The organism is Pseudomonas sp. AL 58 (genome assembly GCF_036348395.1).
In the GTDB taxonomy this organism is placed as follows: domain Bacteria; phylum Pseudomonadota; class Gammaproteobacteria; order Pseudomonadales; family Pseudomonadaceae; genus Aquipseudomonas; species Aquipseudomonas defluvii.
Map to the genome: position 1 here is coordinate 127,638 of NZ_JAZBQR010000013.1, position 14,331 is coordinate 141,968.

10 protein-coding genes are annotated in these 14,331 nt (G+C 61.1%); 2 read left to right on the forward strand and 8 right to left on the reverse strand.

Annotated features, from left to right (window positions below; translation table 11 throughout):
• Positions 1 to 31: 31 nt before the first annotated feature.
• The 6 genes from UIA24_RS15850 to puuE form a co-directional block, all read right to left on the reverse strand.
• Positions 32 to 1,387 carry a nucleobase:cation symporter-2 family protein gene (locus UIA24_RS15850; protein ID WP_099773959.1) on the reverse strand — a complete coding sequence of 452 codons (1,356 nt, stop codon included), beginning with the start codon at positions 1,385 to 1,387 and terminating at the stop codon, positions 32 to 34.
• An 88-nt stretch (positions 1,388 to 1,475) separates the two neighbouring features.
• Positions 1,476 to 2,786: a urate hydroxylase PuuD gene (locus UIA24_RS15855; protein ID WP_330523262.1), complete on the reverse strand. Its 1,311-nt coding sequence runs from the start codon at positions 2,784 to 2,786 to the stop codon at positions 1,476 to 1,478.
• 47 nt (positions 2,787 to 2,833) lie between these two features.
• Positions 2,834 to 3,337, reverse strand: a complete 504-nt coding sequence (locus UIA24_RS15860; RefSeq protein WP_102052438.1) for an ureidoglycolate lyase — start codon at positions 3,335 to 3,337, stop codon at positions 2,834 to 2,836.
• Positions 3,338 to 3,433: 96 nt separating this feature from the next.
• Positions 3,434 to 4,429: an allantoicase gene (gene alc / locus UIA24_RS15865; RefSeq protein ID WP_330523263.1), complete on the reverse strand. Its 996-nt coding sequence runs from the start codon at positions 4,427 to 4,429 to the stop codon at positions 3,434 to 3,436.
• Positions 4,430 to 4,519: 90 nt separating this feature from the next.
• Complete coding sequence (gene uraD / locus UIA24_RS15870) at positions 4,520 to 5,035, reverse strand: 2-oxo-4-hydroxy-4-carboxy-5-ureidoimidazoline decarboxylase (protein ID WP_065760393.1); 516 nt, start codon at positions 5,033 to 5,035, stop codon at positions 4,520 to 4,522.
• Positions 5,035 to 5,961, reverse strand: coding sequence for an allantoinase PuuE (puuE, locus tag UIA24_RS15875; protein WP_099773962.1), 927 nt, complete (start codon positions 5,959 to 5,961; stop codon positions 5,035 to 5,037). The genes uraD and puuE overlap by 1 nt, the downstream gene beginning before the upstream one ends.
• A 386-nt stretch (positions 5,962 to 6,347) precedes the next feature.
• Here puuE and uraH point away from each other — a divergent pair, with 386 nt between their 5' ends.
• Together uraH and UIA24_RS15885 are read left to right on the forward strand one after the other, a co-directional pair.
• On the forward strand, positions 6,348 to 6,701 hold the full coding sequence (uraH, locus tag UIA24_RS15880; RefSeq protein WP_065760391.1) for a hydroxyisourate hydrolase: 354 nt from the start codon (positions 6,348 to 6,350) through the stop codon (positions 6,699 to 6,701).
• A 172-nt stretch (positions 6,702 to 6,873) separates the two neighbouring features.
• Positions 6,874 to 12,099, forward strand: a complete 5,226-nt coding sequence (locus UIA24_RS15885; protein WP_330523264.1) for a hypothetical protein — start codon at positions 6,874 to 6,876, stop codon at positions 12,097 to 12,099.
• A 45-nt stretch (positions 12,100 to 12,144) separates the two neighbouring features.
• On the opposite strand, the gene UIA24_RS15890 is transcribed toward UIA24_RS15885, so the two are convergent.
• The gene (locus UIA24_RS15890) at positions 12,145 to 12,771 is read right to left on the reverse strand and encodes a LysE family translocator (RefSeq protein ID WP_065760389.1); all 627 of its coding nucleotides are present in this window, start codon (positions 12,769 to 12,771) and stop codon (positions 12,145 to 12,147) included.
• A gap of 65 nt (positions 12,772 to 12,836) precedes the next feature.
• On the reverse strand, positions 12,837 to 14,186 hold the full coding sequence (locus tag UIA24_RS15895) for an NCS2 family permease (RefSeq protein ID WP_065760388.1): 1,350 nt from the start codon (positions 14,184 to 14,186) through the stop codon (positions 12,837 to 12,839).
• Positions 14,187 to 14,331 lie beyond the last annotated feature (145 nt).

Genomic DNA, 14,331 nt, shown 5'->3' on the forward strand with positions numbered 1-14,331 from the left:
GTATGCCGGGCGGCGAGCGCCGCCCGCCGGTTCAATGCTGGTGGGCGGTTTCGTTATGGGCTGCGCGCTCGACACCACCGAGGATGTTGAACAGCAGGTTCAGGATCAGCGCACTCACGGTGGCCATGGCGATTCCGCTGTGGGTGATGGGCTCCATCCACTGTGGCATTTGTGCAAAAAACTCCGGACGTACCACCGGGATCAAGCCCATGCCGACGCTGACGGCCACCAGCAACTGATTGCGGCGGTCGCCGATGTCGGCTTCCTGAAGAATCTTGATACCCGTGGCGGCTACCATGCCGAACATGGCAATGGAGGCCCCCCCCAGAACGGCGGGCGGAATCGAGGCGATCAGGAATGCAGCTTTGGGCAGCAGGCTGAGCATGATCAGGAAGGCGCCTGCAACGATGGTGACGTACCGGCAGCGCACACCGGTCATTTGCACCAGGCCGATGTTCTGGGCAAACGAGGAGTGGGTGAAGGTGTTGAAGAAACCCGCGATGAAGGACGCACCAGCATCACACAACAGGCCGCGACGGAGCATGCCCGGGGTGACTTCACGGTCGGTGACCTTGCCCAGTGCGAGGAACATGCCGGTGGACTCCACGAAAATGATCACCACCACCAGGCACATGGACAGGATTGGCGCCAGGCTGAATGTCGGCATGCCAAAGTGCAGGGGCGTCACCACCTGCAGCCACGGCGCTTGGTCCAGCCCGGAAAGGTCGACCATGCCGATGGAGCCGGCCAGCATGTAGCCAACGCCCATGCCGATCAGCACTGACACATTGACCCAGAAACCACGCATGAAACGGTTGATCAGCAGGATGATTGCCAGCACCAGGCCAGCAACCATCAGGTAGACCGGTGAGCCGAAGGGTGCGGCACTGGCGCCGCCACCGGCCCAGTTCACCGCGACCGGGAACAGCGACAGGCCGATGGAGGTGATCACGGTACCGGTTACCAGAGGCGGGAAGAACCGCACCACCTTGGACATGAACGGCGCGATCAGCATGCCGAAGAAGCCGGCAGCGATGGTCGCACCGAATATTCCCTGCAGGCCTACACCGGGCATTCCGGCCATGGCGACCATGCTGCCGACGGCGGCGAAGCTGGCGCCCATCATGACCGGCATGCGGATACCCACGGCACCAATGCCGAACGACTGAATGACGGTAGCGACACCGGCAACCAACAGATCGGCATTGATCAGAAAGGCGACTTCTTCACGGGTCAGGCCACAGGCCTGGCCAATGATCAGCGGCACCGCGATGGCGCCCCCATACATCAGTAATACGTGTTGCAGACCCACCAGGATGAGTTGCGGCAGTGGCAGTGGCTGTCGTGGGGGCGCAACGGGTATGGACGCCTTGCGTGACTTTGACATGCAACACCTCGGTTTTGTTTTTATTGTTCATTGTTCTGCGACGCCGAGCAGGACGCCGGTGGGCGGCTCTTGCGAGCCGCCCGGTGCATCAGTTGGTTGGAGCGCCCTTGGCGATCCAGGCGCCGATCAGTTCACGTTCTTGCTGGGTCATCTGAGTGATGTTGCCCAACGGCATGATCTGGCTGGCGACGGCCTGGGCCTGGATGCGCGGTGCCAGTTGCTGGATTTGTTGCGGGGTGTCGAGCATCACGCCCGCAGGCGCAGTGCTGAACAGTGGGCTGGTCGGCTTGGCCGAGTGGCACACGGTGCAGCGTTCCTGAATGACATTGTGGATCTTGTCGAAGTTCGAGGTTTCTACCGAGGCAGTGGCAGGCTTGGCCGCTTCCTCGACTTTGGCTGGCGCCGGCTCGGCGGCTTTCTCAGCAGCAGTCTTGCCGCCCAGTGCGGTTTCCGGCAGCGGTTGGTACTCGATTTTCGCTGCAGCCTGCTCAGGCGCTTTCGGCATCGGCGAAGGGCCGGTGACATAGGCCAGGCAGATCATTGCCAGGGCGCCGACAGGCAGGGTCCAGGCGAACTTGTTGCTGTCGTGACGGGTGTTGAAGTAGTGACGTACCAACACCGCAGCCACCGCGATACCCGCCAGGATCAACCAGTTGTACTGGCTGCCGTAGGTGCTCGGGAAGTGGTTGCTGATCATGATGAACAGCACCGGCAGGGTGAAGTAGTTGTTGTGACGCGAGCGCAACAGACCCTTGGCCGGCAGCACTGGATCGGGGGTGCGGTTCTGCTCGATGGCCGCGACCAGCGCACGCTGGGCCGGCATGATGATGCGGAACACGTTACCGACCATGATGGTGCCGATGATCGCACCGGTGTGCAGGTACGCACCACGGCCGCTGAACACCTGGCTGAAGCCGAAGCAGGCCGCGATAACCAGCACGAACAGCACCAGGCCCAGCAGGGCAGGGCGTTTGCCCAGTGGCGAGTCGCAGAGGAAGTCGTAGATGAACCAGCTGGCGATCAACGAGCCGACACCAATGGCCACGCCTTCTGCGCCACTCAGGCCGCTGCCCGGTGCCAGCAGGTACAGGGTCGGGTTGGAGTAGAACACCACGCACAGCAGGGCCACGCCCGACAGCCAGGTGAAATACGCTTCCCATTTGAACCAGTGCAGGTTCTCCGGCATTTTCGGTGGAGCCAGCTTGTATTTTTCCAGGTGGTAGATACCACCGCCGTGGATGGCCCAAAGGTCACCCGACAGGCCCTCGCGCGGGTTGGCGCGGTTCAGGTTGTTTTCCAGCCAGACGAAGTAGAACGATGCACCGATCCAGGCGATACCGGTGATCATGTGAACCCAGCGCACGCTCAGGTTTAGCCACTCGAACAGATGTGCTTCCACAGTATGTACCTCTTTCCGATCACCGATTTCCGATGATCAGTCTTCTCTTATTGGTGGGGGTTGAGGATCAGCAGCTCATCCTCATTGAAGAAATGTTCGTCGCAGTTGTTGCCGGAACCACTGCGATCAACCACCAGGAAGTCATCCCGCTTTTCGATCGTCAGCACCGGGTGGTGCCAGACGCCGCGATGGTAATTAATGCCCTGCCTGCCATTACTGGCAAAGGCACGGACCAAGCCCGATACAGGTGCATCGCCAAGAGGCGCGACCACGATCAGAAAGGGATTGCCGAGCAGCGGAATGAACGCTTGGCTGCCCAGCGGATGGCGCTCCAGCATGCGGACGGTCAGGGGCATTTCCAGCGCGTCGGCGCGGAAGATGCTGATGATCGCCTTGTCGTCGGGCTGCGCGGTTTCTACCGTGGCCAGACGATGGAAGCGCATGGTCGAGCCGTTGTTGATCATGAAGTGGTCGCTGCCGTCGGTTTCGATCACGTCACCGAAGGGGGCGAAGGCTTCTTTGGTCAAGGGCTCAATCACTAAAGTGCGCATGCGGATCTGTCTCTAATTCTATGTTGTTGGGGCTGTCGCTCTTGCCCACAACGCCGGCTCTCGGGAGCCGGCGTTGTGGGTGATCAGGGGCAGCGCTTACTTCGCGACTTTGCCCAGTACGCGCAGACGGCTGATACCGCCATCCGGGAACACGTTGATCCGGATGTGGGTGATCGGCCCCAGGTCATTGATCTGCTCCTGGAAGCTGTGCTCGGCGTGCATCTGCAGCTTCTGGCTTGGCAGCAGTTCGCGCCAGAACAGGCTCTGGGTTTCGATCTGGCTGTCGGTACCGCCCTTGACGAATGCGCCCTGGATCGAGCAGCTGTCGGGGTAGTTGCCTTTGAAGTGCAGGGTGTCGACGACAACCTGCTCGACCACGCCGGCATGGCCCAGGGCAACGATGACCCAGTCATTGCCTGGGGTGCGGCGGCGCGCGGTTTCCCAGCCGTCGCCCATGTTGATGCCACGGCCCGGGTTGAGGATGTTGCTCATGCGGCCGAAGTGTTCGTCGGAGCAGGCCAGGGCACGGCCACCGTTCAACGCTGCTGCCAGGTCGACTTGCTCGTTGTCGCCTACTGCCGACCAGTCACGGAATGGCACGCCGTACACACGCAGACGGGCAACACCGCCGTCCGGGTAGATGTTGAAGCGCAGGTGGCTGAAGGCCTGGTCGTTGTTGATTTCGTGGTAGTGGTGGCTGTTGCCTTGCAGCTCGACGGCCGACAGCACTTCAACCCACTGGGATTGTTCGGTCGGGTCGCCTTCAGCGACGAAGCAGCCTTCCAGGGACGCCGAAGGTGGGAAGTTGCCGGTGAAGAACGAGGTGTCGATGTCGACGCCCTTGATGGTGCCGGGAACGCCCAGGCGGATCACCGCGCTGTCGAAGCCTTCGAAACGCTTGCGGCGCGTTTCCCAGCCGTCCATCCACTTGCCGTTGTCGTCGAACACACCCTCCTTCCACACGGCCGGTGTCGGCTGGAACAGGCGCTCGGCAGCGGCGAACCACTCATCGGTGACCGAAACGATCTTGGTGCCCAGGCGCGCGTCGGCCAGGTTGACGAATTTCTCGAAGGGTACGGCGTATGCTTTCATTTTTTCTTGTCTGCCTTGAATGGGTGGCTGGGGATGTTTGCAAGGCCCTGGGTACGCGCTGCGTTCATGAGCGCACTCGGGCCACGCTCACTAAAGCTGCAGTAATCGGAACAGGGCGATCAGGTTGATCTGCGCCAGCGCTTCCTTGAACTCGGCCTCGACCGAGTTATGGATGCGCGTTTCGAACGCGGCGAGGATCTGATGCCGGTTGCTGCCTTTTACCGCCATGATGAAGGGAAACTTGAACTTGGCTTTGTAGGCGTCGTTCAGCTCGGTGAAGCGTTGGAACTCTTCGGCCGTGCATTGGTGAATACCGGCGCCAGCCTGTTCGTGAGTACTGGCTTCGGTCAGTTGGCCCTGGACGGCCGCTTTGCCGGCCAGGTCCGGGTGAGCGTTGACCAGTGCCAGCTGGCTGGCAGGGTCGGCGCTCAACAGGATATCGCTCATGCGTTGGTGCAGATTTTCGATCTGGTCCAGCTCCTGGCGCTGGCCCAGGTCGAATGCCTTCTCGGCAACCCATGGCGAATGTTCGTAGATATCGGCGAAAGCTTCGACGAACGCGGTGCGGTCGAGGGTCGAAGGCTTCAGCGTCTTGAAGTCGGTCATTATGCGTTCTCGGCGTTGAAAGGGTGGGTGGCATGCCAGTGGCGGGCGATGTCCACGCGCCGGGCAAACCAGACCTGCTCATGGCTTTGTGCGTATTCGACAAAGCGCTTGAGGGCTGCCAACCGGGCAGGGCGGCCGACCAGGCGGCAGTGCAGGCCGATGGAGAGCATCTTCGGTGCCTCGGCACCTTCGGCATACAGCACGTCGAACGCGTCCTTGAGGTACTGGAAGAACTGCTCGCCGCAGTTGAAACCCTGAACCTGGGTGAAGCGCATGTCATTGGTGTCCAGGGTGTAGGGGATCACCAGGTGTGGCTTGCCGGTCGGGTTGTTGGGTTCCCAATAGGGCAGGTCGTCGTCATAGGTGTCGCTGTCATAGAGGAAGCCACCTTCCTCCATCACCAGGCGGCGGGTGTTTGGCCCGGTGCGGCCGGTGTACCAGCCCAATGGGCGCTCGCCGGTCAGTTCGGTGAGGATGCGGATCGCTTCGAGCATGTGCTCGCGCTCCTGGGCCTCGTCCATGTACTGGTAGTCGATCCAGCGGTAGCCGTGACTGCAGATCTCATGGCCGGCTTCAACCATGGCACGGATCACGTCCGGGTGGCGCTGGGCGGCCATGGCCACGGCAAACACGGTCAGCGGAATGCCAGTGTCCTTGAACAGTTTGAGCAGGCGCCAGACGCCTGCGCGGCTGCCGTACTCGTAGAGCGATTCCATGCTCATGTTGCGTGCGCCCTGCAGCGGCTGGGCGGCAACCATTTCAGACAGAAATGCTTCCGACTCTTTATCACCGTGGAGGATGTTGCGTTCGCCACCTTCTTCGTAATTGAGCACGAAAGACAAAGCGATGCGGGCGTTCCCCGGCCAGCGCGGATGGGGTGGAGTATTGCCGTAACCGATCAGGTCGCGAGGATAATCAGCGCTCACTGCAGTCTTCCTTCTTGTACGTGAAAACGGGGGTAGAGTGGCCTGTGTGGTGTATCGACCACGCTGATGGAGTGATTGTATACAACTTTATTGTCAGTTTGTAAGCCTGTTTTTTCGCATTTCTTTCCTGGCCCGCCACCCCATGCCCCTGCAATAAATCTGCCGGAATGGTCAGATAATGACGTGCTCGTCATTGTTCTGCTTGGGTTTGCGACTGATGGCCTGTTTGCTGGGCGAGGCGGCTAAGCTAACAAAGAAGTCGGAATTATTGTGTACAATTTTCAATAAAAATGTCTTAATAATCCAACAGCCGTACGCTGCCGTGCTTGCATGCGGTGCGATACGGGTATTTTTTGCCCACAGATCAAGAAGAGGCGAGCAACCTTATGGGACGTTTGACCACGCATGTACTGGACGCCGCGCATGGCTGCCCTGGCAGCTCGATCAAGGTCGAGCTCTACCGCGTCGAAGGCCAGCAGCTAGAGCTGGTGACCACTGCCCTGACCAACAGCGATGGTCGTTGCGACGCACCGTTGCTGCAGGGTGACGATTACCGCAGCGGTGTCTACCAGCTGCAGTTCAGTGCCGGTGACTACTACCGTGCACGCGGCGTGAAGTTGCCAGAGCCTGCGTTCCTCGATGTGGTCGTTCTGCGTTTTGGCATCAGTGCCGAGCAGGATCATTACCACGTTCCATTGCTGATTTCGCCTTACAGCTACTCGACCTACCGCGGAAGCTAGCAGGTCAGCCAACAGAATCTTCGTAGGTCCTTGCCCGCTCACACTGCGGGCTTTTTTTTGCCTGAAGGAAAAGCATTATTTATCTCACATGGTTTGAGCGGCTGTTTTGAAATGTCGGCTGGGTCGCTTGCGCAGGGTGTGCAGGCGCCATTCGATAGCAGGGACACAGACCATGGATGTAGCAATTCCTCCTCACTTGCTCAGCAACACTGAGGCGTTGGCAGCGTTGGAAAAGGCTGCGGCGCTCTGGACACAACAGGGCAACGCGCTGCCGGACATTGTGCCGCTGCTCGCAACGGCCTTTGATGATGAGCTCAAGCGTCAATACCCGCAGCTTGAACTGGATCCGCGCAACACCTGGGTAAAAACCTTTTCGCTCACGGATAACCCGGAGCACTGCACCTTGCAGACGAACAAGACCCTCGAGCAGGTAATGCGCGAGCGTCTGGTGGGTGCCGCAACGGTGTATGACGAGGGCTTGTCAGGGATTTACGCCGATGGTCGCGAGGATGATCAACCCGGAACGCGCATGGCCGGCACGCGCGGGCTGGAGGGGGCCATCGACACGTTGACGCTCAAGCTGGGTTATCTGTATCGGGATGCAGTCACTGCCTACTGGAACGCCGCGACAGCGGAGCACACCTCACGCGACCAGCAACTGGCTGATGCCCTGTCGCAGGCGTTGCACCTCGACGCGGCACGGCGCTTGAGTAAAGACGAGCAGGCGTTGTTGAGCAGCGCGCTGTCGACCCCGGCGGACAGCCGCAGGGCTTTGTTTGCCTACAGCCTTAGCCTGTTGTTCGAGGGGGCAGAGGCCGCGCACCTGGCCGGTGCATTCATTCTTCGCAGGCAACCGGTGGCCGATGCATCGCAGGCGGACGCTGTTCCGACGCTGCTGTACCTGCCGGGTGACGGGCTTTCCAGCCATGGCTCATTGGGCGAACTGTTCGATGCACTCTTGCCGCGCCGTGAACAATGGTCGGGCTTGCTGAGCTTGAGCCATCAACGCGCACTGGACGGCCAGCGTCGTATCGAATGGCAGTGCCGGGAGATCGTCGGCCACCTGCTGACTGACGTTGTACAGGCCCAACTGAAGTGTCAGCAGGCAGATATCATCGACATTCTGCAAACCCGTCGCACGACCTTCGCGTCGTATCAGGTGCTGTTCGAAGGGCTGGCAGCGGCTACCCAGCGGATCATCGTCAACGGCCCACCCGGCATGGCCGTGGTGTGGCACGCAGAGCACGCGGCCTATGAGGCGTACCGGCAGTTACCGTATTGGATGAAACTGTGCAGTACCGAAGAGCGGCAGCGCTACGTCGACAAATTGCAGGCCTATCAAGATGCTCAGGAGGATCTGTGTCAGGCGCTGGGCAAGGCCGAGTCGCCAGAGCAATTTGCCCGTGTCACGGTGGCGTTGCGCCTGCGCGAAGCGCTGGGCGTTGACCTGGACCCCGATCAACTGTGGGTCACCACCGAGCGTCGTTTGCCGGTAACCCGTGAGGTCTATACCGAGCAGGCATCGTTGAGCAGCCTGGCCCTGTACGGGCTGCATCCTGGGGATGAAGCCCAGGCCTCTGATTTCATCACGGGCAGCACCTTGCAGTATCAAGGCCTGCCGGTTGAGCAGGTGTTCGAAGGGTTGACCCCTGCAACGCTTGCCCCAGTGCTTGCCCCGCTGCAACTGAGGAGCACATTTTCTCAACAGTGGCGTGAAGCGATCACGCCAGGTGTTCTCCAGCGCATGCAGGTCGTGATGTCGCTACGGCTACAGGCCTCGCTCTGCGCTGCGGGTTTTCAAGGCATCCTGGCCGAGGATCAGGTTCAGGCAGTCGGGGTGTTGCACACACCGTTTGTCGAGCAGACGGCGCTTCGTGCGACGGCTTACCTGTTAAAGATCAACGGCGCCGAGTTGGCGGATGTCATGGTCTTTTGCTTGACCCAGGCCGATGGCGAAGCTGCCGGCCTGTTGCTTTATGCCCCAGATGTGCCTGGCCGCGAGCCGTGGCTGAAGGTGCTGGATGAGCGCCGCTTGTTGCACGAAATTGTCGGTTGGACCGCTGTGCCGGCACTGCGCGACTACCTGTTGGCACGCGTTCCGCAAGCCGCTCGTAACGCCTTGGACAACGTGTTGAGTGCCCTGGCGCAGAAGCCGGCTGCCGAGGCCGATTTTCTTACGCTCTCGCCTCAGGTCGACTATCCGACTGCCTTGCAACGCTTGGTCGCGCTAGATGTCGAGCTCACCCAGGCGCGCTTTGACGCTCACACGCCGGCCTGGTACCGGGATGCGCCGCTGGCTGAGCGGCAGCAGTTGCATGCACTGGAGACGCAGGTCGCCGCTGCCTCGCAACGGTTTACCGAGCAGTCCTTGCTGCAGGTTCCGGATTTTGAAAGCTTCGTCAAAGCCCAGGCCACGGAAAAAATCAATCAGCTGCTGGGTACACCCGCGGGCACGGTCGACCCGGACACGATCATTATCACCTCGCCCCGGGAGCGGGCTACGTTCACCCACTTGTTGCGCAATGGCTATGACGACTCGATCAGCCTGACGCAAGCCACGCTGGACACTTCTGCGACGTTTGAAGGCCCGGAAGGTGTTGACCTCTCGCCCCTGCGGCCGGAGAACGTCTCGGGCGCTATTCGCGGCCAATGGGTGGCGGACCGCTACATTCAAGTGCTGCGCGATACGCTGCTAAACCCTGAGCACGAGGGCTATGCCACCCGCCGACAGGCCAGTGTCACGCTGACACAGTTGCAGATGTCGGTTGCAGCCCTGCGCAGCAAGCTGATGGGGCAGATCACTGGCGAGCAGTACGCCTGGTTGAGTCAAACGTTGAGTTCTTTTCAGCGCGAGGATGCGCCGACACGCCTGGCGCATCCGGTGCATCTGCTGAACTTCAATCTTGAGGCGGTATTCAATACCGCTGAGTACCCCTGGCTGGCGTACCTTGGCCATCTGTCGTGGATGAACGAGCACTTGGGGACGGTGGAAACCGTCGAAGGCAACTACGTCATGCTGGCGCCGGAGAACACCGGTCAGCCCGCCTTGTTGTACACCCCCGATGCGCCGGATGGCCTGGCATTCCGTGAGTTCCAGTCATTCGAGGCGTCCCTGGCCCATGCCGGCATGGGGGATTATTACAAGGACCGCATGCGCCACAAGCTGGGTCGCTGGATGTCCTATAGGCTGCACGCCGTCAGGCGTGGTGCTGCTGCGGGGCCGGTGCTGTCGAGTGCGCCAATCATGAGCCTGCAGAAGGCCTTCCACGACCAGCGAATCGAACGCAAGATGACCGATGTGGCGGACCTGGAGCTCGGTCGGGCCGACATGATCAGCCGTATTACCTGGACTGGGGTCGAGTTGGTTGCCACGGCAGTCACACTGCCATTTCCACCGGCCAGCTTTGCGGTGGGTGCGTTTTTTGCCCTCAAGGAGTCGGCCTCGGCGATCAAGGCACTGGCCGATGGTGATCGCGCCAAGGCTGTGCAGCACGCACTGTCGTCGGCCTTCAATACCTTGGGGGCCTTGGGCGACATGAAGCACGGGTTCAAGGGGCTGGGCAAGCTCTGGAAAATGCTGCCTCATGCCTCTGACGTCAGCACCACGCGGATCGCCTTGGCGGGTAACGATGCGCTGCACGGTGTTGCGCCGCCGTTGTCGAACAGGGTCATTGATCGCTCGTTTGCGCTCAAGCAGCGGCCTAAAGACCTGACCTTGCGCACCGATGGCGATTTTAACGGCGTGTATGAGGGAGAGGTTGGCGCGGACGGCTTCCCGCACTACTACATTACCGATACGCGGGGCCGCTACTATCAGGTCCAGTACAAGGGTGGCGTGGCCCTTGAACCCTGGCGCATCGTCGAAACGCGACGCCGTGGCTACGGTCCTGCGGTGCGGCGCAATATCTTGGGACACTGGGAAGTGTCGTTTGACGTGGGGTTGCGCGGCGGTGCACCGCAAACTCCGGCTGAAGTTATCCAGCAAGGTTTGCAGACGGTGACGCGCGAAGACGTGCAAGTGCTTGCAAACCAGCTCGGGCTGCCATCGCAATGGACGCTGGAGGCGATCCTGGAGGTTTTCCGTCGCTTTACCCTTGATGAGGCCGTGCAGGTCTTGCGGCGTTTCAGCCTGCCGGCCGATGATCCCGACCTGGCACGTTTGCTGGCCGATCAGTTTGTTCAGCACAAACGCTTTCCTGAGTGGGCCTTGCAGTTCCTGCCAGGTCGCACACCGGACCCGGCCTGGAAGATGATTCAGCGCGCGGAGCCCGGGCAATCGCAGGCAGCCGCCGAGGCGTTCCTGCGTCGTTTCAATTTCACCGAGGGCGAGCGAGCCGCAAAGGAGTGGGCGCTTGCGTTGCACTTCGAAAGCCGAGGCTACTTGCCATTCTGGAGCATCGAGCATCTGCCGCCAGCGACAGGCGCGACAGTACCCGTCATTGCACCCCTTCACGGGGTTTCCAGGGTTCAACAGATGTTCGACTGGCGCAGTTGGAGTACCCCGGTTGATGGCCCGCTGATTGAAACTGCCAGCAACTCGGGCATTTTCGTGAGCGCTCAAAACACAGCGCGGCGTGTGATCCAGGTGGATAATGCGTACTACGAGGTGCTCGACGACGGGGTTGAGCTCGTGGCCGACTGTGCGGTACTCAAGCCGCCTCCGAGCCTGGACGGCGTTCTGCCGCGTTATCATCGGATGCAGCGCGTCAATGGCGTCTGGTCGCTCGGTTCAGGGCTTCGCGTTGATCACATGATGTACACCATCAAGCGCCGTTTCCCGCAATTGACCGATCAGAGCACCAAGCAGTTCTCTCGGCGCCTGATGGAGTCGGCCAGCATAAACGGCAAGCTGACCGCTGCCGGCGTCCTCAAGCTGGACCTGTTGTTGGGTGTGCTGGATAACCCGCTGACTAAAAATGGCGCATCCGTCGTCGACCCGTTCGGGTGGCTGCGCGGTCGTCCGGAGGTGGCAGCAGGGGCAGGGTTCAGTTTGCACAGTGAAACGGCCCGGTTTACCGCGGTGGAGTTTGTGGTTTCAGAGGAACAGTTTGCACGGGCCCCGCTGCATGCGGTTGTCCGGGATGTGCTGACGGCAAACTATTACACTGTGGGCCAGGTCTTCAGTGACCAGGCCTTCGGGCCGGGGCAACTGCTGGTGCGTTGCAACGGCTCAGACCGGCTCTACCTGGTGATCGTCAGGCCAACGCACGCGTCGCATGTGTACCCGCTCTCGTCCAGCACGCTGAAACGACTGATGACGTCGATGGATGCCGAGACGCGCCAGGCGTTGCGCCAGGCCCGGGCGGCGAAAGAGCTGGTCGTGCTGATGGCGGGCAAGCGCGTCAGTGCTTCTGGCAGGGATGAAGGGCTGGTCTTTATCAGGCCGCAGTTCGCCTGAGGTTCTGCCCCGTTGCCGCCAGGCGGCAGCGGGGCAGGCAGTGGTTTAGCGGCTCAGCAGTGCGGCGACGCCCGCGCCCCCGAATAGCCCGGCGCTGATCCGGTTGAATCCACTCTGCCCCTTGCCGGAGCGCAGGTAGCGGGCGGCACCTTGCGCACCCAGGCCGTAGGCCAGCTTGCACCCCAGGTCGAGCACCGTCCAGGTGGCGATCAAGACCAGCAATTGACTGAGCAATGGCTGCTCTGCACTGAGAAACTGCGGCAGGAAGGCGGCGAAGAACAGGATGTCTTTCGGGTTACTCGCGCCCAGCGCAAAGGCGCGCAGGAACAGGCCGCGAAAGCCTGGCGTCGGCATGGCCTCAGGCACATTGGCGCCCTGCGAGGGTTGGCGCGATTGCTGCCAGCTTTGCCAGGCGAGGTAAAACAGGTAAAGGCCACCGACAATCTTCAAGACGCTGAACAGCTGCTCCGAAGCCATCAACAGCGCCCCCAGCCCCAGTGCCGAGGCGCTGAGCAGGCAGATCGACGCAATGACACCGCCGAGAAACGCAGGGTAGGAGCGACGCAGGCCATAGTTCAGGCTGTTGCTGATCATCAGCAAGGACAACGGGCCGGGGATCGCAATGACGATCAGTGCCGCGCCACAGAACAACAGCCAGGTTTCCACACTCATTTATTTTCTCCTTATGTGCGAAGGCCTCACCCGAAGGCGAGGCCGTTTTTACTGCGGTACAACCGTTACAAAAACATGAACTTGGCGATGAAAATGGCGCACAGCACCCACAGGCTCGCCGAGATTTCCCTGTATCGCCCGGTGCCGGCCTTGAGGGCGACATAGGTGATGAAGCCCAAGGCAATGCCATCGGCAACCGAAAAGGTCAGGGGCATCATGATTGCGGTTACGATCGCCGGGATGCTGTCGGTGGCTTCATCCCAGTTGATGTGGGCCATGCTGCCCATCATCAGCATGGCCACGTAGATCAGGGCACCAGCGGTGGCATAGGCCGGGATCATGCCCGCCAGAGGGGCGAAGAACATGGCCGTGATGAACAGCAGGCCAACGACCACGGCCGTCAGGCCGGTGCGCCCGCCTGCGGCCACCCCGGCCGCGCTCTCCACGTAGCTGGTCACCGGTGGCACACCCACCACCGCGCCGAAGACGCTGGAGGCGCTGTCGGCTTTCAGTGCGCGGGAAAGGTTTTCGATGCGGCCCTCGGCGTTCACCAGGTTGGCGCGCTGCGCGACGCCCATCAGGGTGCCGGCGGTGTCGAACATGTGCACGAACAGAAACGCCAGGACCACGCTGATCATGCTGACGTTGAACACCCCGGCCACATCCATGGCCATCCAGGTGGGGGCGAGGCTGGGAGGCAACGAGAAGACGCCGCCGTATTCGACCAGCCCCAGGCCCCAGCCGGCCAGCGTGACAGTGATGATGCTGATCAGGATGGCGCCGAACACCCGTCGATAGCTGAGTATCGCGATCATCAGGAAGCACACTGCGGCCAGCAGGGGTGCGGGTTCGTGCAGCGAGCCGAGCTTGATCAGGGTGGCAGGGCTGTCGACGACAATGCCGGCGGTTTTCAGGCCGATCAACCCGAGAAACAGCCCGACCCCGGCACCCATGGCGTGGCGCAGGCTGACCGGGATACTGTTGAGCAGCCACTCGCGCACGCGTGACAAGGTCAGCAGCATGAACAGCACGCCGGAAACGAACACCGCCCCCAGGGCCGCTTCCCAGGTGTAACCCATGGTGCCGACGACCGTGTAGGTAAAGAATGCATTGAGGCCCATGCCCGGTGCCAGGCCGACCGGCCAGTTGGCGTACAGGCCCATCAACAGGCAGCCCAGGGCGGCGGCGATGCAGGTGGCAACGAACGCCGCACCATGGTTGATCCCAGCATCGGCCATGATGTTCGGGTTGACGAAAATGATGTACGCCATGGTGATGAAGGTGGTCATGCCGGCAATCAGCTCGGTCTTGACGGTGGTGCCATGCAGCTTGAGTTTGAAAATCCGCTCCAGCCAGCTCGTTTCGAGCGGTGGGGCAAGATCCAGCGTAGGGGCTTCGGATTTGCGGCTTTCCACAGCATGTACTCCTCAAGTCTTTTCTTGTTTTGCAGAGCCAGGCCTGCGCACGCACTGGGGGGCTCTGTGAGAGGGTAGGGTGGCAGGCGACCGGACTGCTTTATTGACCTTGAAGTCAGGAAGTTGCACGCTGCGATTATGCTTT